We start from the raw sequence: 18,732 nt of genomic DNA on the forward strand, positions 1-18,732 counted from the left end.
CGGCTGCGGCTGCGGCTGCGGCTGCGGCTGCGGCTGCGGTCGGCCGGACGGCCGCTGCGCTGCTTCGTCCTGCGGTCGGGACACGGGGACCTCCGGTGGTGCGTATCGGTTCCGGGGAAGGAGGCGGAAGAGGGTGGGGACGGGGCGCGGGGCGGCGGACGGGGGGCGCGGGGGCGGGGCGTCAGCGGAGGCGGAACGCCTTCATCACCCGCAGGGAGGCGCTCATGAAGGCCGCGTACCTCTCGTCGTCCATGCCGAGCGACGGGGCCATGGGCAGCAGCCGCTGGGTGGCGACGGTCTGCGCCTCGGTGTACTTGAGGATGCCCTCCGAGCCGTGCCGGCGGCCCACCCCGGACTCGCCCATGCCGCCCATCGGCGCCTGGACGCTGCCGTACGCGGCGGCGTAGCCCTCGTTGACGTTCACCGTGCCGGTGCGCAGCCGGGCGGCGACCTCGCGGCCCCGGCGGGTGTTCTTCGTCCAGACGCTGGAGTTGAGGCCGTAGGGGGTGGCGTTGGCCAGCGCGACCGCCTCGTCCTCGTCGGTGAAGCGGTAGACGGAGACGACGGGGCCGAAGGTCTCCTCGCCGCAGACGGCCATGGGGGCGGTGACGCCCTCCAGGACGGTCGGCTCGTAGAACAGCGGACCGACGTCGGGGCGCGCTCTGCCGCCGGCCAGGACCTTGGCGCCCTTGGCCACGGCGTCGTCCACGTGCCGCACCACGTTCTCCAGCTGCCGCCGCGAGACGAGCGATCCCATGTCGGCGCCGTAGGCCAGCGCCGAGCCCAGGCGCAGCGCCCCGGTGCGTGCGGTGAACCGCTCCAGGAAGGCGTCGGCGATCGAGTCGTGCACGTAGAGCCGCTCGATGGAGATGCACAGCTGCCCGGCCGAGGAGAAGGCCGCTCGCACCGCGCCCTCGGCCGCGCGGTCGAGGTCGGCGTCCTCCAGCACCAGCATGGCGTTCTTGCCGCCCAGCTCCAGCGAGGTCCCCACCAGACGGAACGCCGCACGCTGGGCGACCTCGCGGCCGGTGCGGGTGGAGCCGGTGAAGGAGACGTAGTCGGCGTGGTCGACGACGGCCGGGCCGACGACCGGCCCCTCGCCGATCACGATCTGCCAGACCCCGGCCGGCAGCCCGGCCTCGATCAGCAGGTCGCGCGCCCACAGGGCGGTCAGCGCGGTCTCGGTGTCGGGCTTCATGACGACGGCGTTGCCGGCTGCGAAGGCGGGCAGCGCGTCGCCGACCGACAGCTCCAGCGGGTAGTTCCACGGGGCGATCTGCCCGACCACGCCCTTGGGGTGGCGCAGCTCCCGCACCCGGGTGAGCACCGGGATGGCGCCGGTGTGGCTCCGGGGACGCAGGTACACCGGGGCCTTGCGGCCGTAGTGGCGGGCGGCGACGGCCACCGCCTGCACCTCCTCGTGGGCGTGCAGCCGCGCCTTGCCGGTCTCCAGCTGGACCAGGTCCAGCACCTCCGACTGGCGGGCCAGCAGCAGGTCGTGGAAGCGCAGCAGGACGGCGGCGCGCTCGCGCACCGGCCGCGCCGCCCACGCCCGCTGTGCCTCGCGGGCCCGGGCGTAGGCCTCGGCGACCTCGGCGGGGGTGGATTCGGGCAGGTCGGCCAGCTTCTCGCCGGTGAAGGGGGTGTGGCAGGCGGTGCGGCCGCTGCCCGCCAGACCGCGGGTGATCCGGGCGACCAGTTCGCCGGTCACCACCTCGGCGGCGGTACGGGCGGCGGCGGGAGCGGTGGCGACCGGGTTGCCGGCCGTCGTGGGCGCGGCCGGCGCGGCGGGGGCCGCGGTGACCGCGGGAGCGTCGGGGGCGGTGCCCGTCGTCTGCGCCGCCCCGGTGGCGGCGGTACCTGGCGAATCCGTCATACCGGGGAGGGTACGGCGTGGGAAACCTTCTGTGTACCCGGCGGTAACCACTTTTCACTGAATCCGCCAGTGAACACTGGCGCAGATTGCGCGCATCCGGGCGGAGGCCCGGAGAGCGGCCCGGGAAACGGCCGGAACCCGGCCGGGAAACGGCCTCGGGCGCCGGGCGGGCGGCCCGCCCGGGCACGGCTCAGCCGGCGGCGCGGTAGGTGTCGGCGATCGTGTCGAAGACGCGGTCGATGTCGTCCTTACGGTTCTCCGGACCCCTGACCAGCACCGAGTGGTAGCGGTCCTCCAAGAGGACCGCCCGGTCGCACATGTAGGTGCTCTCCGCGCCCTCGCGCCAGCTGAACCGGCCCTCGGCCATCACCGTCCGGCCCACCTGTATCCGCCGCATCCCGGAGCTGGTCGCCCAGTCCGCGGCGCGGTACGCGTCCAGCTCCCGCTGGTCGTCGGTGAGGTACGCCATCGGGTCCGGGCCGTACTCCTCGGTGGTGTCCCGGCCGGAAACCACGACGATCTCCAGGCCCCCGTGTGTGAAGACCGTCCGCCCCCGGCCGTCCGGCCCCGCCCGCCGGGCGTCCTCGGGGAGCGCGATCCGGAAGCCGGCCGCGTCATCGTGCAGCTTGTAGCCGTCGAGCCCTTCCACCGGGTCGCCGGCCTGCGGCCGCTCGGTGCCGGGCTCCTCCGAGCCCCCGGGCCCGTCCGGACCTCCGTCCTCGTCCTCGCGCGGCGGGGCCTGCTCACCGGGCTGCTCCGGCTGCTCCGGCTGCGCACCCACGCTGCCGGGCCGCTGGTCGGCGCTGTTCCCGGTGGAGCCGGTGCCACCGCCGGGCATGTACACGGCCGCGTACACCAGCGTCCCGGTCAGCAGCAGGAGGATCAGCCCGACCAGGACCATGCCCAGCCGGCGCGGCGACCTCTGCTTCCGGGCGCGCCGGTGCCGGGCGTGGGTGGCCACCGGGGACCGCTCCGCCCGCTTCCTGCGCACCAGCTCGCCCCGCCGCCTTATGATCGGCAGCCGCCTGGGGTCGGCGGGCCGGCCCGCCTCCAGCGAGAGCGGCGCGGTGACCGTGTGCAGCCCGACCTCGGGCTCGGGCGCGGAGCGGATCAGGGAGCGCAGCCAGCCGCCCAGTTCCTCGAAGTCGGGCCGTTCGGTCGGGTCCTGACGCAGCAGCGACTCCACGACGGGCCGCAGCGCACCGCATTCCTCGGCGAACGCGGGCGGCTCGGCGCACACCATCTGCACCAGCTCGGCCACCGACTCCTCGGGGTAGGGGGCGTGCCCCTGGACGGCACGGAACAGCAGTGCGCCCAGGCCCCACAGATCGGCCGCCGGGCCGACCGGCGGGGCCAGCCGCCAGTTCTCGTAGACGGGCCCGGCCTGCTCGGGGGCCCAGCGCTCGGTGACGGCGCCGACGATCGCCGTCCTGGTCTGGCGGGCGCGCTCGGCGGCGAGCGCGGTGGTGGGGCCGCGGTAGCGGTCGCCGTCCTCCTCGCCCCAGCTACGCGCGGGCGGCGTCCGTTCTCCGTGCGGCTCCCCGCCGAACGCCTCACCCCCGTACGCCGCATCGCCGAACGGGGCCGAGCCGCCGGGGGGCACCGGGCGCAGGTCCCCGGCCTGTCCGCCGGCCTCGCCCCTGCGCGCCTCGACCTCGGCCCGGGCGGCGGCGGCGCGCGTACCGGCCCGGTACGCTGCGATGGCACCGCTGCGCGCGGCGCGCCCGTCGGCCGGGCCGCCGGGCTCCGGGTGCCCGCCGCCGTGGGGCGCGTGGTGGCCGTACGCCCCGGGCTCCCCCGCCTCCGGGCCCCCGTCGGCGCCGGGGCCGGCCAGCTGGCGGGGCACACCGCCCGTCGCCGGACCCTGGTCCGCCCCCCGGTAACCGGGCGGCAGGCCGGGGACGCCGTTCCCGGGCACGTCGTCCGCCGAACCGTCCGCGGGGCCGTCCACATGGCCGCGCGGCAGCACGCTCGGTGGCGCCGGGAGGGGGTCGTACCCGCACAGGGCCTCCTCCGCCGCGCCGGCGGCCAGCCCGGTGAGCACGACCCGGCCGTCGTCGCAGACGAGGACGGTGCGGGGGGTGATGTTGCGGTGGACCCAGCCGTGCGCGTGGACCGCGCGCAGAGCCGTGAGCAGGTCGGCCGCCAGCTCCGCCGCCCGGTGGGGGCTCAGCGGGCGCTCGGCCAGCAGGGCGGCCAGCGGCCGGGCCGCGACCAGTTCGCTGACGATCCACAGGCCGTCGCCCTCGACGAAGACGTCGAAGACCTGGTCGAGCCGGGGGTGGTCGGGTATCCGGGAGGCGGCCAGCGCCGCCTCCACCGCGCGCCGCACGGCGGGATCGGCCGGACGCCGCGTGGCACGGCCCGCGCCGTCGTGCCCGTAGCCGCCCCCGCCGGGGAACTCGGCCTCGACGACCTCCGGCAGCGGCACCTGACGGACCAGCACCTCCTGTCCGCTGGCCGTGTCGTACGCGCGGGACTCCACCAGTTCGTACTCGTCCGACGGCGGACGCGGCAAGCGGTACCGTTCGGCCAGCAGCCGACCCGAGTACTCGTCCACGGCGCCCTCCCCACACGGACTGATGCCCTACGGCCCGTCAGGATCCGTTCCCACCGGCCGGATCGCTGACGCACAGGGTCTGCGTACTATCACGATACGTGCCCGGACGGCCTCGCGCCGCCCGTAGCGGCACTCTGCCACGTCCTCACGATGCCGGTTCCCGGCGGTCGGCCATACGCACGCACCCGACCGGAAATGAGCCAAGGCGCCATCAAGGGGCTTTACGGACAAGAAGTCCGTATCAGGCACGCCATCTCCACAGCATGCGCCTTGATCGACTAGCCTCCCCTCGTCATCGGTACACCCCGTAACACCACCTTCAAACGGAAGTGATCCCCCTGAAGAAGATCCTTTTGAGCTTCGGCCTCACCGTTCTCGCCACGACCGGAACATTATTCTCGTCAGCCGCACCGGCGACGGCCCTGGACTGCACCGTCTCCAACCGCCCCTGCGTCGTCATGTACTACAACAGCAATTACGGCGGAGCGTACTTTCCGACCTCGACCAGCATATCGAACCTTGCAGGGTACACTTTCATGGGGTTCTCCGGCGATCCAGGCCGTGGACAAGGCGTGAAGAACAACGCCGCCTCGGCCCAGTTCCGCGCCGATGACAACTTCTATCTTTCCTCCGGCACCATCTTCTTCAACAGCGGTTACGCCGGACCTTGCGACACCTTCAGAACCATCGAGTACAACTGGGTGAGCTCTCCCAGGCTCGCTAGAACGTACAACGACAACGCCTCCGTTCTCATCAAGGCGGGCTACGGCACGACCCACCCGAGTGGCTGCTACGCCTGGTGAAGGTCATCCGAAATGCACGCCCGGAGCCCCTTCACTCCGCGCTGCGGAGTGAAGGGGCTCCGCTCCCACTCCCACACTCGCCCAGTGCCGCAGGAAAATGAGAAGATCAATATTGATAGCAGTGTGCGCCACACTGGCCGCAACAGCCGTGGGCGCTGCACTGCTCCGGAACGGCGAACCTCTACTGGAAGAGCGACCGGCCAACCACAGGGAAGCAGCCAGAAAACGCACCGCATCGAACACCGCGTTTACCATCGACCTTCCCCTCGATCGGTTCTCCCTGTCGCAAGAGGACCAAATCCTCTTGCAACGGGCGGAGATCAAGGCGCAGCAACTCTGTGTTGCCCGCTTTGGCGTGCCGGCCCCCAAGGCAGCCGAAATCCCCAGGGCTGCGAACTCCGCAGAGCTGACCAGGCGGTACGGACTACTGGATCGACGAGCAGCCGAAAAGAACGGCTACCAGATTCCGGATTCCTCGGACCCCGCGCCGGACGTCTACCCTGAACTCAACGAGATTCAGCACGCGCTGCTTTCCGGACACGAGGCTGATGGCGGCGTTCTCAAATCACATCGAGGCAACCCTGTTCCGGAAGATGGATGCGCGGGGGAGGCCGCGCACAAGATCCGGGCTCGCGACAAGGACGAGCAGATTCGCATGGCCGTCGCGCGGGACATCGACCACGAGAGCTACAAGCGTTCGCTCACGAATCCCCGCGTCAGGAATTCCTTCGCCGATTGGTCACGCTGCATGAAAGGGAAAGGTTTTACCTACGAATCGCCCCTCACTGTCACCTCGGATCCCCGGTTCGCGGAACCGGATCCGGACGACAAGGAACGCACGGTGGCCGTCGCCGACGTCGACTGCAAGTTTTCCGTAGATTTGCCGAACGTGTGGATGAATGTGGAGAGAAAGATCCAGCGGGAACTAGTGGAGAAGGACAAGCGAACCTTGGATCTCTTGGCCGCCGACCAAGAGAGGATACTGAAAAAGGCTCGTGCTCTACTGAGAGCAAAATGACGCACCGACGTCATTCACGGGGACGGAAGGAGGAAAAGAAAACCCTACGCGCATCCACGGAGTAGTCCGCCTCCCAGTCGGCGTCCTTGGCCGTATACATGATTCCGTATCCCAATCGTGCGCTGACTACGAAGCCGCGGTCTATCGAGTGGTAGGTGACTCCCGAGTCTCGGTACGTGAATTCCCAGTCGGCGGCCTTCCATCCCCGGTAATCGACCGGCTTGATCGACACGCGTTCGTACCGCGCGCGCCGCATCCACTGCTCCTGGTCCTGCCAGTCCTTCACGGGGTCGCTCTTAGGCGTGGTGGTCCACCCCACCAACAGCTTCTGCCCTTGTGGTCCGGCGAACCTAGCCCCCGCGGCGTCGGTCTTCCCGTACTTCCAGCCTTCCGGCAGGGAGAGCGAGAAGCCCTGTTCGTGCCGGTACTCGGCGCTCCCCTCTTCTTTTCCGCCTCCGTCCTTCCCGTCCACCGCCTGCGGGGATCCGTCGGTGCCACCGGTACGGGCAGGAGATGCGCTCACCCCCTCGGTCTCCCGCGCATCCGGATCGCCTCCGGTTCGCCCCCCGTTCCCGCCGGGGGACGCGGACCGCCCTTCTCGACCTCTCTCCCCTCTTGTTTCCTCACCACCGCCGTCGGCGGAAGTCACCAGGACCACACTGGCCACGACCGCCACCAGGACGGCAACGGCCACGAGGATGCTGAGCGCCTTTCCGCGACGGCCCTTCAGATACGCCAGGCCGGCGGACGACGGCCTGCCCGTCAGCTCCCCGGGATCGCTGTCGCCTCTGCCTCCGGAAGTCCCTCCCCCCACGGCACTTTTGACCGCGGTTGCCCCTCTCACGTCCCGTACGCCGTGCAGGGCGGCACGAAGCCGCTCGGAGGATCCGGTGGCCGCCCCGGCGCCGGCCACCGGGAGCACGGTCGTACGGGTGCCCTCCGGCTCCTCCTTCTTCTTCTCCTCGCCCCCGGCGCGCGGCCCGCGGGCCGCGCGCTCCAGCAGCGCCCGTGCGCCCGGCTCGTCCAGCCGCTTGTCCGGGTCCTTGTCCAGCAGGCCGTGGATGACCGCCTCCAGGGCCCCGGCGCGTTTGGGGGGCTCCAGCGGCTCGGTCATCACCGCGGTCAGGGTGGCGATCGCCGACCCCTTGTCGTACGGCGGGTGGCCCTCCACCGCCGCGTACAGCAGCCCGCCCAGCGACCACAGGTCGGACGGCGGACCGGGGCGCTGGCCGCGCGCCCGCTCCGGCGCTATGTAGGAGGGCGCGCCGACCAGCATGCCGGTGGAGGTGAGGGAGGGGTCGCCCTCGACCTGGGCGATGCCGAAGTCGGTGAGGACGACCCGGCCGTCCTCGTCGGCGATCAGGACGTTGGAGGGCTTCACGTCTCGGTGCAGGATGCCCTCGCGGTGCGCGGCACGCAGCACGTCGAGGATCGCCAGACCCACCTCGGCCGCCCGCCGCGGCTCCAGCGGGCCGTCCTCGCGCAGCACGTCGGCCAGGGAGCGGCCGTCGATCAGCTCCATGACGATCCAGGGGCGGTCGTCCTCGTCGACCACGTCGTAGACGGTGACGGCGCTGCTGCTGCGGATGCGCGCGATGGCCTTGGCCTCGCGCAGCGTGCGGGTGATCAGCCGGCGCTTCTCCTCCTCGTCGATGCTGGAGGGGAAGCGCAGTTCCTTCACCGCGACGGTACGGCCCAGTACCTCGTCCTCGGCCCGCCACACGGTGCCCATACCACCGCGGCCCAGGACGTCGCCCAGCCGGTAACGCCCGCCCAGCAGCCGTCCGGCCTTCTTGCCGCGGCCGTCCACGTCGCTCATGCGTCCCCTCACACTCAGCCCGCCCCAGCAGTGGCCCCATTCTCCCCCACTGGGCGGACCGCGGTGCACGCGGCCGGGGACACACAACCGGAACGGCGGTGCGCGGGGCCCGGGCTGACGCCCCGGCATCCGCGGGCGCGCCGGGTGCTCCCGCTCACCGCCCGTTCACCGCCCGCGCTGCGGCCGCCGGTGACGGCGTGTCACCGGCGGCCGGGCCGTCACAGCGGCTGGAGCGGCACGATGTCCGGCGCGCCCAGGCGTGCGGCGTCGGCGGTCTGGTCGTCGGGCTGGCGCTGGGACTCCCGCTCGGCCTCGACCCGCTTGCGGTAGTGCTCCACCTCGCGGTCGATCTGCCCGGCGTCCCAGCCGAGCACCGGCGCCATCAGCTCGGCGCACTCCCGCGCGCTGCGCGTGCCGCGGTCGAAGGTCTCGATGGAGATGCGGGTACGGCGGGTGAGGACGTCGTCCAGGTGGCGCGCGCCCTCGTGCGTGCAGGCGTACACCACCTCCGCCCTGAGGTAGTCGTCCGCGCACGGCAGCGGCTCGCCCAGGCTCGGATCGGCGGCGACCAGTTCCAGCACCTCGTCGGTCAGCGAGCCGTACCGGCCCAGCAGATGTTCCACGCGCGCCACGTGCAGTCCGGTGCGGGCGGCGATGCGGGCGCGGGCGTTCCACATCGCGTGGTAGCCCTCGGCCCCGACCAGCGGCACCTCCTCCGTGGTGCACTCGGCGACGCGGTGGTCGAGCCCGTGGACGGCCTCGTCGACCGCGTCCTTGGCCATCACCCGGTACGTCGTGTACTTGCCGCCCGCGACGACCACCAGGCCCGGCACCGGGTGGGCGACGGTGTGCTCGCGCGAGAGCTTGCTGGTGGCGTCCGACTCCCCGGCCAGCAGGGGGCGCAGTCCGGCGTACACGCCCTCCACGTCGTCGCGGGTGAGCGGCACGGCCAGGACCGAGTTGACGTGGTCGAGCAGGTAGTCGATGTCGGCGCTGGAGGCCGCCGGGTGGGCCTTGTCCAGGTCCCACTCGGTGTCGGTGGTGCCGACGATCCAGTGCCGCCCCCAGGGGATGACGAACAGCACGCTCTTCTCGGTGCGCAGGATCAGCCCGGTGGTGGAGTGGATGCGGTCGCGGGGCACGACAAGGTGGATGCCCTTGGAGGCGCGGACGTGGAACTGTCCGCGTTCGGCTGTCAGCCGCTGGGTGTCGTCGGTCCACACGCCGGTGGCGTTGACGACCTGCCTGGCCCGGATCTCGTACTCGCCGCCCTGTTCCAGGTCCTCCACCCGGGCGCCGACCACGCGTTCGCCCTCGCGCAGGAAGCCCACCACACGGGCCCGGTTGGCGGCGTGGGCGCCGTATGCGGCGGCGGTGCGCACCAGGGCGGCGACGTAGCGGGCGTCGTCCATCTGCGCGTCGTAGTACTGCAGTGCGCCCACCAGCGCGTCCTTGCGCAGGGCGGGTGCCACGCGCAGCGCCTGGCGGCGCGTCAGGTGCCGGTGGTGGGGCAGGCCGCGGCCGCGTCCGGAGGCCGTGGCGAGCACGTCGTACAGCGCGACGCCGGAGCCCGCGTACAGCCGCTCCCAGCCCCGGTGCCGCAGCGGGTAGAGGAAGGGGACGGGCCTGACCAGGTGGGGGGCGATCCGCTGGAGCAGCAGCCCGCGCTCCTTGAGCGCCTCGCGCACCAGCGCGAAGTCCAGCATCTCCAGATAGCGCAGCCCGCCGTGGATGAGCTTGCTGGAGCGGCTGGAGGTGCCCGAGGCCCAGTCCCGCGCCTCGACGATGCCCGTCGACAGGCCGCGGGTCGCCGCGTCCAGGACGGTTCCGGCGCCGACCACTCCTCCGCCGACGACCAGTATGTCCAGTTCGCGCTCCGACATGCGGGCGAGCGCCTCGGCCCGCTCGGCCGGTCCCAGTGCCGCTGTCCTCACGACTGCCTCCCTGATATGCCGATGCTCCGGTCGATTGCCCGTCCGTATGTCTGTCCGTACGCGTGTCCGTACCCGCCCTGGCACCTACCCGTTCGTCCGCCGATCCCACGACTTCGACCCGGGCGGACACCGCTCCGCACGCAATCCACCATATCTGTCATATATGCGCTTAACCTGACATCGCCCCACAAGCCAGCCAGCCCCACGATTCCGCCGACGGGGGAAGGGACGCCGCCTCATGCCCGCAGATCTCGCCGTCCTCGGTCTGGGTCATCTGGGCCTTCCCGCGGCCCAGGCCGCCACGGCCGCCGGTATCCGCACCATCGGCTACGACCCCGACGAGCACGCCGTGCGCGAGCTGGGCGCCGGGCGCCCGCCGGCGGGCGGCGGGCTGTCGGCGGCCGAGGTGCGCAAGATGGCCTCGGCCGGCTTCCGCGCCACCTCGGACCCGTCCGTACTGGGCCGGGTCCGCACCGCCCTGATCTGCGCACCCACCCCGCAGGGCGAGGGCCGCGCCCCGGACCTGGGCGCGGTACGGGCGGCGGCCCTCACCCTCGGTGAGCGGCTGCGCCCGCGGACCACGGTCGTGGTGGAGTCCGCCGTCCACCCCGGCGGCACCGAGGAGTACGTCGCCCCTCTGCTGGAGAAGGCCTCGGGGCTGCGGGCCGGGCACGACTTCCATCTCGCCTGCGCCCCCTCCCGCCTCGACCCCGGCAACCGCTCCCACGGCTACGCCAACACCCCTCGGGTGATCGGCGGGCTGACCCCGGCCTGCACGGAGGCCGCCGCCGCCTTCTACGGGCGGCTGGTCGAGAAGGTGGTGCGGGCCCGCGGGCTGCGCGAGGCCGAGACCACGGCGGTGCTGGAGACCAACTTCCGGCATGTGAACATCGCCCTGGTCAACGAGATGGCCGTGCTCTGCCACGACCTCGGCGTGGATCTGTGGGACGTGATCCGCTGCGCGGAGACCAAGCCGTTCGGCTTCCAGGCCTTCCGGCCGGGCCCGGGCGTGGGCGGCCACGGCGTCCCCGTCGACCCCGCCTGCCTGGACCGCGCCGGGCGCACCCCGGGCTACCCGCTGCGCCTGGTCGAGGTCGCCCAGGAGGCCAACGCCCGGATGCCGCGCTATGTGGCCCAGCGCGCGGCGACCCTGCTCAACGAGCACGGCAAGTCGGCCCGCGGCGCCCGCGTCCTGCTGCTGGGTGTCACCTACAAGCCCGACCTGGCCGACCGGACCGGCTCCCCCGCCCCCGAGATCGCCCTGCGGCTGATGGAGCTGGGCGCGCAGATCGGCTACCACGACCCGCATGTGCCGCAGTGGCGGGTGGCCGGCCGTCCCGTCCCGCGCGCCGACTCCCTCCACGAGGCCGCAGCCGCGGCCGACCTCACCCTGCTCCTCCAGCACCACCGCGTCTACGACCTGCAGAGCCTGTCGGCCAAGGCCCAGCTCCTGCTGGACACCCGCGGCGCCAGCCCGACGGGGGCGGCCCACCGGCTGTGACGCGCGCCCGCCGCGTACACGGAGAACACCGGAAAGGGGGCCGGGCCCGGTGGTGGCACCACCGGGCCCGGCCCCCTTTCCGTCACAGTCCCGTCATACAAGTCCCGTCATACGGGCCCCGCCGTACGGGTTCAGCCGTACGCGCCCCCGCGCTCAGCGGGAGACGGTGACCTCCACGCGCTGGAACTCCTTGAGCTCCGAGTAGCCGGTGGTGGCCATGGCCCGGCGCAGGGCGCCGAAGAAGTTCATGTGGCCCTCGGGACTGTGCGAGGGGCCGAGCAGGATCTCCTCGGTGGTGCCGACCGTGCCGAGGTTGACGCGCCTGCCGCGCGGCACGTCCTCGTGGACGGCCTCCATGCCCCAGTGGTGCCCGTGGCCGGGCGCATCGGTGGCGCGGGCCAGCGGGGAGCCCATCATCACCGCGTCCGCGCCGCAGGCGACGGCCTTGGGCAGGTCGCCGGACCAGCCCACGCCGCCGTCGGCGATGACGTGGACGTACCGGCCGCCGGACTCGTCCAGGTAGTCGCGGCGGGCCGCCGCCACGTCGGCGACGGCGGTCGCCATCGGCACCTGGATGCCCAGCACATTGCGGGTGGTGTGCGCGGCGCCGCCGCCGAATCCGACGAGCACGCCGGCCGCGCCGGTGCGCATCAGGTGCAGCGCGGCGGTGTACGTGGCGCAGCCGCCGACGATGACGGGGACGTCGAGCTCGTAGATGAACTGCTTGAGGTTGAGCGGTTCGGCCGCCGAGGAGACGTGCTCGGCGGAAACGGTGGTGCCGCGGATGACGAAGATGTCCACGCCCGCGTCCACGACCGCCTTGGAGAACTGCGCGGTGCGCTGCGGCGACAGCGCGGCGGCCGTCACCACGCCGGAGTCGCGCACCTCCTTGATCCGCCGTCCGATCAGCTCCTCCTGGATGGGGGCGGAGTAGATCTCCTGGAGCCGGCGGGTGGCCGCTTCCTCGTCCAGCTCGGCGATCTCGTGGAGCAGCGGCTCGGGGTCCTCGTAACGCGTCCACAGGCCTTCGAGGTTGAGCACCCCCAGGCCGCCCAGCTCGCCGATGCGGATCGCGGTGCTCGGTGAGACGACCGAGTCCATCGGGGCGGCCAGGAACGGCAGCTCGAAGCGGTAGGCGTCGATCTGCCAGGCGATCGAGACCTCCTTCGGGTCCCGCGTGCGGCGGCTGGGCACCACCGCGATGTCGTCGAAGGCGTACGCCCGCCTCCCGCGCTTGCCGCGGCCGATCTCGATCTCAGTCACGTGCTGTGCCCTTCCTACGGTCTACGCCCCCAGTATCCCCGAGCGGGGCACCGGGGACGCGCACCGGGTGAGCCGGCGGCGGTCACGGCCCGCCCGGGCCGTGACCGCCGCCGGCCTGTCCGTCTCAGCGCCGGGAGTAGTTCGGCGCCTCGGTGGTCATCTGGACGTCGTGCGGGTGGCTCTCCTTGAGCCCGGCCGCGGTGATGCGCACGAAGCGGCCGTTCGCCTTCAGCTCCGGCACCGTCCGGCCGCCGACGTAGAACATCGACTGGCGCAGGCCGCCGACGAGCTGGTGCACCACCGCGCCCAGCGGGCCGCGGTAGGGGACCTGGCCCTCGACGCCCTCGGGGACGAGCTTGTCGTCGGCGGCGACCGCCTCCTGGAAGTAGCGGTCCTTGGAGTAGGACTTGGCCTGGCCGCGCGACTGCATCGCGCCCAGCGAGCCCATGCCGCGGTAGGACTTGAACTGCTTGCCGTTGATGAACAGCAGCTCGCCCGGCGACTCCTCGCAGCCCGCCAGCAGGCTGCCGAGCATCACGGTGTCGGCGCCGGCGACCAGGGCCTTGGCGATGTCGCCGCTGTACTGCAGCCCGCCGTCGCCGATGACCGGGACGCCGCTCTCCCGCGCGGCGAGCGCGGCCTCGTAGATCGCGGTGACCTGCGGGACGCCGATGCCGGCGACGACGCGGGTGGTGCAGATCGAGCCCGGCCCGACGCCGACCTTGACGCCGTCGGCGCCGGAGTCGATCAGCGCCCTGGCCCCGTCGCGGGTGGCGACGTTGCCGCCGACCACGTCGACCGAGGAGTTGGACTTGATCTTGGCGACCATCTCGCCGACCAGCTTCGAGTGGCCGTGCGCGGTGTCCACGACGATGAAGTCGGCACCCGCCTCGATCAGCGCCTGGGCCCGCTCGAAGGCGTCGCCGGCCACGCCGACCGCCGCGCCGACGATGAGGCGGCCCTCGGCGTCCTTGGCGGCGTGCGGGTACTTCTCCGCCTTGACGAAGTCCTTGACGGTGATCAGGCCCTTGAGCACGCCCTCACCGTCGACCAGCGGCAGTTTCTCGATCTTGTGGCGGCGCAGCAGCTCCATGGCGTCCGCGCGCGAGATGCCCACCTTGCCGGTGACCAGCGGCATCGGCGTCATGACCTCGCGGACCTCGCGGCTGCGGTCGGTCTCGAAGGCCATGTCGCGGTTGGTGACGATGCCCAGCAGCTTGCCGGAGTCGTCGGTGACCGGCACCCCGCTGATGCGGAAGCGGCCGCACAGCTCGTCGGCCTCGCGCAGCGTGGCGTCGGGGCGGATGGTGATCGGGTCGGTGACCATGCCGGACTCCGACCGTTTGACCTGGTCGACCTGGTCGGCCTGGTCCTCGATCGAGAGGTTGCGGTGCAGCACCCCGACGCCGCCCTGCCGTGCCATGGCGATCGCCATGCGGGCCTCGGTGACCTTGTCCATCGCCGCGGAGATCAGCGGGACGTTCACCTTCACGTTGCGCGAGACGTACGAGGAGGTGTCGATGTCCTGCGGGGCCATGTCCGACTCGCCCGGCAGCAGCAGCACGTCGTCGTAGGTCAGCCCGAGTGCGGCGAACTTCGCGGGAACCCCGTCGGCACTGCTGGCACTGCCTGCGCTGCCCGCACTGCCGACGTTGTCCGTCATGACGCCTTCCATGGCACCTTCCCCAATACTCTTGCCCGGCGCGGACGTCCATGCTAACGGGCTCGGGAGGAGCCCCGTACCGCCGCGGGACCCCGGCGGGATCGCCGCCGGAGCGCTCACCGGACGGCCGGTCGGCCGGATGACTGTGATCGGCCCGGATCACTGCTCCGCGAGGGCGCGCAGCCGCGACAGGGCTCGATGCTGGGCAACGCGTACGGCCCCCGGGGACATTCCGAGCATCTGCCCGGTCTCCTCGGCGGTGAGCCCGACCGCCACCCGCAGCAGCACCAGTTCGCGCTGGTGCTCGGGGAGGTTGGCCAGCAGTTTCCTCGCCCACTCCGCGTCACTGCTCAGCAGGGCCCGCTCCTCCGGGCCGAGCGAGTCGTCGGGCCGCTCGGGCATCTCGTCGGAGGGCACCGCCGTGCTGCCCGGTCCGCGCATGGCCGCCCGCTGCAGATCGGCGACCTTGTGCTGGGCGATGGCGACCACGAACGCCTCGAAGGGCTTGCCGGTGTCGCGGTAGCGCGGCAGGGCGCACAGCACCGCCAGGCAGACCTCCTGCGCCAGGTCGTCCACGAAGTGCCGGGCGTCTCCGGGCAGCCGGGTCAGCCGCGTCCTGCAGTACCGCAGGGCGAGGGGGTGGACCCGGGCGAGAAGATCGTGGGTGGCCCGCTCGTCGCCCTCCACAGCGCGCCGGACGAGGGCACCGATCTCACCGCGGCCGTCGGCCGGGGATGGCGTCTCGTCGTCACGCATCGGTCCATGGTGCACCCGGCGCGGCCGTTCCGCCGCACCCCGTCCGTGGTTGTGCACTGAAGCGTTATGGGCGGGGGCACTCGCTGTCACGTCCCGCGCCCTCCCCTCACGCCCGGCCGTCACGTCCCCGAGGAACTCCATACATCCAGGATGCGGTACACCGGAGATTACGACACCGGCCCGTCCCCCGACGGCCCCGCCTCCCGGTGCGGCCTCCCGGTGCTTCCGGGACCGGCGGGGCGCCCTCGGGGTGCGCACGGCGCCCCGCCGAGCACGCGGCGCGCACCGCGTGCACGGCCGGCGGCGGGCGTCGGGCACGGTGGCTCCGCCGCTTCGGTGGCGCCGCTTCGGTGGCGCCGGATGTCCGCGGTCCGGAGGACGGCCGGACCGGCGGACGGGCTCACCGCGGGACCGCTCCCGCCGGCGCTAGCGAACGAGGCCCCAGCGGAAGCCGAGCGCCACGGCGTGCGCCCGGTCGGAGGCGCCGAGCTTCTTGAACAGTCTCCGCGCATGGGTCTTCACCGTGTCCTCGGACAGGAACAGCTCGCGGCCGATCTCGGCGTTGGAGCGGCCGTGGCTCATGCCCTCCAGCACCTGGATCTCGCGGGCGGTGAGCGTCGGCGCGGCGCCCATCTCGGCCGAGCGCAGCCGCCTCGGCGCGAGCCGCCAGGTGGGGTCGGCCAGCGCCTGGGTGACCGTGGCCCGCAGTTCGGCGCGCGAGGCGTCCTTGTGCAGATAGCCGCGGGCGCCGGCGGCGACGGCGAGCGCGACGCCGTCCAGGTCCTCCGCCACGGTCAGCATGATGATGCGGGCACCGGGGTCGGCCGACAGCAGGCGCCGCACGGTCTCGACACCGCCCAGGCCGGGCATCCGGACGTCCATGAGGATGAGGTCGGACCGGTCGGCGCCCCAGCGGCGGAGGACTTCCTCGCCGTTGGCCGCCGTCGTCACACGTTCCACGCCGGGCACGGTCGCGACCGCGCGGCGCAGCGCCTCTCGGGCAAGCGGGGAGTCGTCGCAGACGAGGACGGAAGTCATGATCGCCCTCCGCAGCTCATGCGCATCACCTTAGGCCTCCAGGGCTGGTACGAATCGTCACCTGTGCGGTTGACCGCCCCGGACATCCATCCGGCACTTGTCTGTGTCAACCGCCTCCGCACACTCAACGACGGTCACCCGAAAGAGTTACGGTCTCCGGCGCCCGCTTTCAACACCCTACGTGATGGCGTCGACACGGAGGGGCTATCCCGTGCAGATCAACGGCCGTGTCGTCATTTGCCCTGTTTGGCGGGTTTTCTTTTTATTACTCGCGTATGTCCCGAAAATCTCGAAGATGCATATTTACATCTACTCATACCGTGGATGTACGGTCGTGACTGTTCTCGACTGGTTCACCAGCATCAGTTCGCTTCGAGAGGACAAGCCATGGCAGATTTCTCCCGCCTTCCGGGTCCCAACGCCGATCTGTGGGACTGGCAGCTGCTGGCCGCCTGTCGAGGAGTCGACAGCTCGCTGTTCTTCCACCCCGAAGGGGAGCGCGGAGCGGCCCGCAGCGCACGCGAGGCGTCCGCGAAGGAGGTGTGCATGCGCTGCCCGGTCCGGGCGGAGTGCGCCGCCCACGCGCTCACCGTGCGTGAGCCGTACGGGGTGTGGGGCGGACTGACCGAGGACGAACGCGAGGAGCTCATGGGCAGGGCCCGCACCAGGCTGGTCGGCGCGGCCGGGGCGTAGCGCCGCTCCCCGCAAGCCCTCACGAGTGCTCCCCCGGCGCCCGGCGTGCCCGGACGCCCCGCGGGCGCGGGCGCCGGACGGGCCGGGCCCGTCCCGCGTCAGCGGCGGGCCGCGCCCGACAGCCGGTCCAGCATGGCCGCGACCGCCGGCACCCGGGCGAGGTCGGGCAGCGTCAGCGCCGCCACCTCTCGCCGCACCTTCGGGCTGATGCCCACGGTCCGCACGCCCCGGGGCCGTACCGACTCCACCGCGAGCCCCGGCAGCACGGCCACGCCCAGCCCCGCCCCCACCAGTCCCACCACGGCCGGGTAGTCGTCGGTGGCGAAGTCGATCCGCGGGGTGAAGCCCGCCCTCTCGCACACCTCCACCAGATGGCCGCGGCAGCGCGGGCAGCCCGCGATCCAGGGCTCCCCGGCCAGTTCCGCGAGCCCGACGGCCTCCCCCGCCTCCGCCGCACGCGCCAGGCGGTGGCCCTCGGGGACCAGCCCCACCAGCCGCTCGGTCAGCAGCGGCCGCACCGCCAGATCCCCCCACTCCGGGTCGCTCTCCACCGGTCCGGCGACGTCCGGGTAGCGGTAGGCGAGGGCGATGTCGCACTCGCCCTCCCGGAGCGCCTCCACCGAGCGCGGCGGCTGCGCCTCGGTCAGCGACACCCGGGCCCCGGGGTACTCCGCGCGCATCGCGGCGACGGCCGCGGGCACGATCGCGGAGCTGGCGCTGGGGAAGGACACCAGCCGGACCCGGCCCGCCCGCAGCCCGGCGATGGCGGCCACCTCCTCCTCGGCGGCCGCCAGCCCGGCCAGGATCCCCGCCGCGTGCCGCACCAGCGCCTCACCGGCCTCGGTCAGACGCGTCTCACGGCCGGCGCGCACCAGCAGCGCGGTGCCCGCCGTCTGCTCCAGGGCCTTCATCTGCTGGCTGACGGCGGGCTGCGTACAGCCCAGCGCGCGGGCGGCGGCCGAGAGGGAACCGGTACGGGCCACCGCGCGCAGCACACGGAGATGGCGTGCCTCGATCACTCCCCTACCATAAGCGCCCCCGGCGGGGTACCCCGGTGCCCGTTCGCTTCCTTGGAGGCGCCCTTCTAGTCTGCGCGGCATGCGGCTTCTCTCCGTGAACCTCGCCCGCCCCCGGTCCGTCGGCTACACCAGCGCCCCGGGCGGCCTCACCGGCATCGACAAGCGCCCGGCCGACGGCCCGGTCGCCGTCTTTGCCCCCGGCTCCGGCGGCGGCAGCGGACTGGCCGGGGACATCATCGGCGACCCGGTCTTCCACGGCGGCGACGACCAGGCGGTGTACGCCTTCGCCCGGGAGGACCTGGACGGCTGGGAGAAGGTCCTCGGCCGCGAGCTGCCGGGCGGCGTCTTCGGCGAGAACCTCACCACCGCCGGTGCGGACGTGAACGGGGCGCTGATCGGCGAGCGCTGGCGGATCGGGCCGGACGTGGTGCTGGAGGTCTCCTGCGCCCGCACCCCCTGCCGTACCTTCGCCGGCCGGCTGGGGGAGACGGGCATCCTGCCGACGGAGCGGGGAGAGGGATGGATGAGGACGTTCACGCGGGCCGCCGCGCCCGGGGCGTACCTGCGGGTGGCCGAGCCCGGCGAGATCCGCGCCGGGGACCGGATCGAGGTCCTGCACCGGCCCGGCCACAAGGTGACCGTCTCCTTCCTCTTCCGCGCCCTGACCACCGAGCGTTCGCTGCTCCCCCGCGTCCTGGCCGCCGGCGACGCCCTGGCCTCCGTCGCACGGGAGGAGGCACTGAAGTACACGGCGAAGTACGCCTCCTGACGCATCCGGCACACGGCCCG

The 18,732-nt window shown here is 72.6% G+C and carries 14 protein-coding genes; 5 read left to right on the forward strand and 9 right to left on the reverse strand.

Annotated features, from left to right (window positions below; all coding sequences use genetic code 11):
- Nucleotides 1–181: 181 nt before the first annotated feature.
- Nucleotides 182–1,876: a succinic semialdehyde dehydrogenase gene (locus IQ279_RS13895; RefSeq protein ID WP_206348857.1), complete on the reverse strand. Its 1,695-nt coding sequence runs from the start codon at nucleotides 1,874–1,876 to the stop codon at nucleotides 182–184.
- A 190-nt stretch (nucleotides 1,877–2,066) separates the two neighbouring features.
- Entirely contained in the window at nucleotides 2,067–4,436 is a 2,370-nt protein-coding gene (locus IQ279_RS13900; RefSeq protein WP_206348858.1) for a serine/threonine kinase C-terminal domain-containing protein, read from the reverse strand.
- A 329-nt stretch (nucleotides 4,437–4,765) separates the two neighbouring features.
- Between IQ279_RS13900 and IQ279_RS13905 the strand changes: the two genes are divergently transcribed.
- Both IQ279_RS13905 and IQ279_RS13910 read left to right on the forward strand, forming a co-directional pair.
- Nucleotides 4,766–5,239, forward strand: a complete 474-nt coding sequence (locus IQ279_RS13905) for a peptidase M23 (RefSeq protein ID WP_206348985.1) — start codon at nucleotides 4,766–4,768, stop codon at nucleotides 5,237–5,239.
- Between the two features lie 148 nt (nucleotides 5,240–5,387).
- Entirely contained in the window at nucleotides 5,388–6,257 is an 870-nt protein-coding gene (locus tag IQ279_RS13910) for a hypothetical protein (RefSeq protein ID WP_206348859.1), read from the forward strand.
- A gap of 10 nt (nucleotides 6,258–6,267) precedes the next feature.
- On the opposite strand, the gene IQ279_RS13915 is transcribed toward IQ279_RS13910, so the two are convergent.
- Together IQ279_RS13915 and IQ279_RS13920 are read right to left on the reverse strand one after the other, a co-directional pair.
- Nucleotides 6,268–8,076: a serine/threonine-protein kinase gene (locus tag IQ279_RS13915; protein WP_206348860.1), complete on the reverse strand. Its 1,809-nt coding sequence runs from the start codon at nucleotides 8,074–8,076 to the stop codon at nucleotides 6,268–6,270.
- A 218-nt stretch (nucleotides 8,077–8,294) separates the two neighbouring features.
- On the reverse strand, nucleotides 8,295–10,010 hold the full coding sequence (locus IQ279_RS13920) for a glycerol-3-phosphate dehydrogenase/oxidase (protein ID WP_206348861.1): 1,716 nt from the start codon (nucleotides 10,008–10,010) through the stop codon (nucleotides 8,295–8,297).
- Between the two features lie 238 nt (nucleotides 10,011–10,248).
- On the opposite strand from IQ279_RS13920, the gene IQ279_RS13925 reads away from it, so the two are divergent.
- Nucleotides 10,249–11,511: a nucleotide sugar dehydrogenase gene (locus IQ279_RS13925; RefSeq protein ID WP_206348862.1), complete on the forward strand. Its 1,263-nt coding sequence runs from the start codon at nucleotides 10,249–10,251 to the stop codon at nucleotides 11,509–11,511.
- A gap of 153 nt (nucleotides 11,512–11,664) precedes the next feature.
- Here the strand turns inward: IQ279_RS13925 and IQ279_RS13930 are convergent, their stop codons facing one another.
- From IQ279_RS13930 to IQ279_RS13945, 4 genes are all read right to left on the reverse strand, one after another.
- Nucleotides 11,665–12,774, reverse strand: a complete 1,110-nt coding sequence (locus IQ279_RS13930; RefSeq protein WP_206348863.1) for a GuaB3 family IMP dehydrogenase-related protein — start codon at nucleotides 12,772–12,774, stop codon at nucleotides 11,665–11,667.
- A gap of 124 nt (nucleotides 12,775–12,898) precedes the next feature.
- The gene (guaB, locus tag IQ279_RS13935) at nucleotides 12,899–14,437 is read right to left on the reverse strand and encodes an IMP dehydrogenase (RefSeq protein ID WP_206348864.1); all 1,539 of its coding nucleotides are present in this window, start codon (nucleotides 14,435–14,437) and stop codon (nucleotides 12,899–12,901) included.
- A gap of 159 nt (nucleotides 14,438–14,596) precedes the next feature.
- Nucleotides 14,597–15,193 carry a sigma-70 family RNA polymerase sigma factor gene (locus IQ279_RS13940; protein WP_277347750.1) on the reverse strand — a complete coding sequence of 199 codons (597 nt, stop codon included), beginning with the start codon at nucleotides 15,191–15,193 and terminating at the stop codon, nucleotides 14,597–14,599.
- 426 nt (nucleotides 15,194–15,619) lie between these two features.
- Complete coding sequence (locus IQ279_RS13945; RefSeq protein WP_003948568.1) at nucleotides 15,620–16,231, reverse strand: response regulator transcription factor; 612 nt, start codon at nucleotides 16,229–16,231, stop codon at nucleotides 15,620–15,622.
- A 387-nt stretch (nucleotides 16,232–16,618) separates the two neighbouring features.
- Between IQ279_RS13945 and IQ279_RS13950 the strand changes: the two genes are divergently transcribed.
- Nucleotides 16,619–16,924, forward strand: coding sequence for a WhiB family transcriptional regulator (locus IQ279_RS13950; protein WP_093660691.1), 306 nt, complete (start codon nucleotides 16,619–16,621; stop codon nucleotides 16,922–16,924).
- A 98-nt stretch (nucleotides 16,925–17,022) separates the two neighbouring features.
- On the opposite strand, the gene IQ279_RS13955 is transcribed toward IQ279_RS13950, so the two are convergent.
- The gene (locus IQ279_RS13955; RefSeq protein WP_206348865.1) at nucleotides 17,023–17,943 is read right to left on the reverse strand and encodes a LysR family transcriptional regulator; all 921 of its coding nucleotides are present in this window, start codon (nucleotides 17,941–17,943) and stop codon (nucleotides 17,023–17,025) included.
- Between the two features lie 79 nt (nucleotides 17,944–18,022).
- Between IQ279_RS13955 and IQ279_RS13960 the strand changes: the two genes are divergently transcribed.
- On the forward strand, nucleotides 18,023–18,712 hold the full coding sequence (locus IQ279_RS13960; protein WP_206348866.1) for an MOSC domain-containing protein: 690 nt from the start codon (nucleotides 18,023–18,025) through the stop codon (nucleotides 18,710–18,712).
- Nucleotides 18,713–18,732: the final 20 nt, after the last annotated feature.

The sequence above is a fragment of the Streptomyces verrucosisporus genome, from assembly GCF_017114865.1.
Classification (GTDB): Bacteria; Actinomycetota; Actinomycetes; order Streptomycetales; family Streptomycetaceae; genus Streptomyces; species Streptomyces fenghuangensis.

Bases quoted from the DNA above. Each gene is read 5' to 3' on its own strand.
- IQ279_RS13895 (WP_206348857.1), bottom strand. From the start codon at position 1,876: ATGACGGATTCGCCAGGTACCGCCGCCACCGGGGCGGCGCAGACGACG.
- IQ279_RS13915 (WP_206348860.1), bottom strand. From the start codon at position 8,076: ATGAGCGACGTGGACGGCCGCGGCAAGAAGGCCGGACGGCTGCTGGGC.
- IQ279_RS13925 (WP_206348862.1), top strand. From the start codon at position 10,249: ATGCCCGCAGATCTCGCCGTCCTCGGTCTGGGTCATCTGGGCCTTCCC.
- guaB (WP_206348864.1), bottom strand. From the start codon at position 14,437: ATGACGGACAACGTCGGCAGTGCGGGCAGCGCAGGCAGTGCCAGCAGT.
- IQ279_RS13940 (WP_277347750.1), bottom strand. From the start codon at position 15,193: ATGCGTGACGACGAGACGCCATCCCCGGCCGACGGCCGCGGTGAGATC.
- IQ279_RS13945 (WP_003948568.1), bottom strand. From the start codon at position 16,231: ATGACTTCCGTCCTCGTCTGCGACGACTCCCCGCTTGCCCGAGAGGCG.
- IQ279_RS13950 (WP_093660691.1), top strand. From the start codon at position 16,619: ATGGCAGATTTCTCCCGCCTTCCGGGTCCCAACGCCGATCTGTGGGAC.
- IQ279_RS13960 (WP_206348866.1), top strand. From the start codon at position 18,023: ATGCGGCTTCTCTCCGTGAACCTCGCCCGCCCCCGGTCCGTCGGCTAC.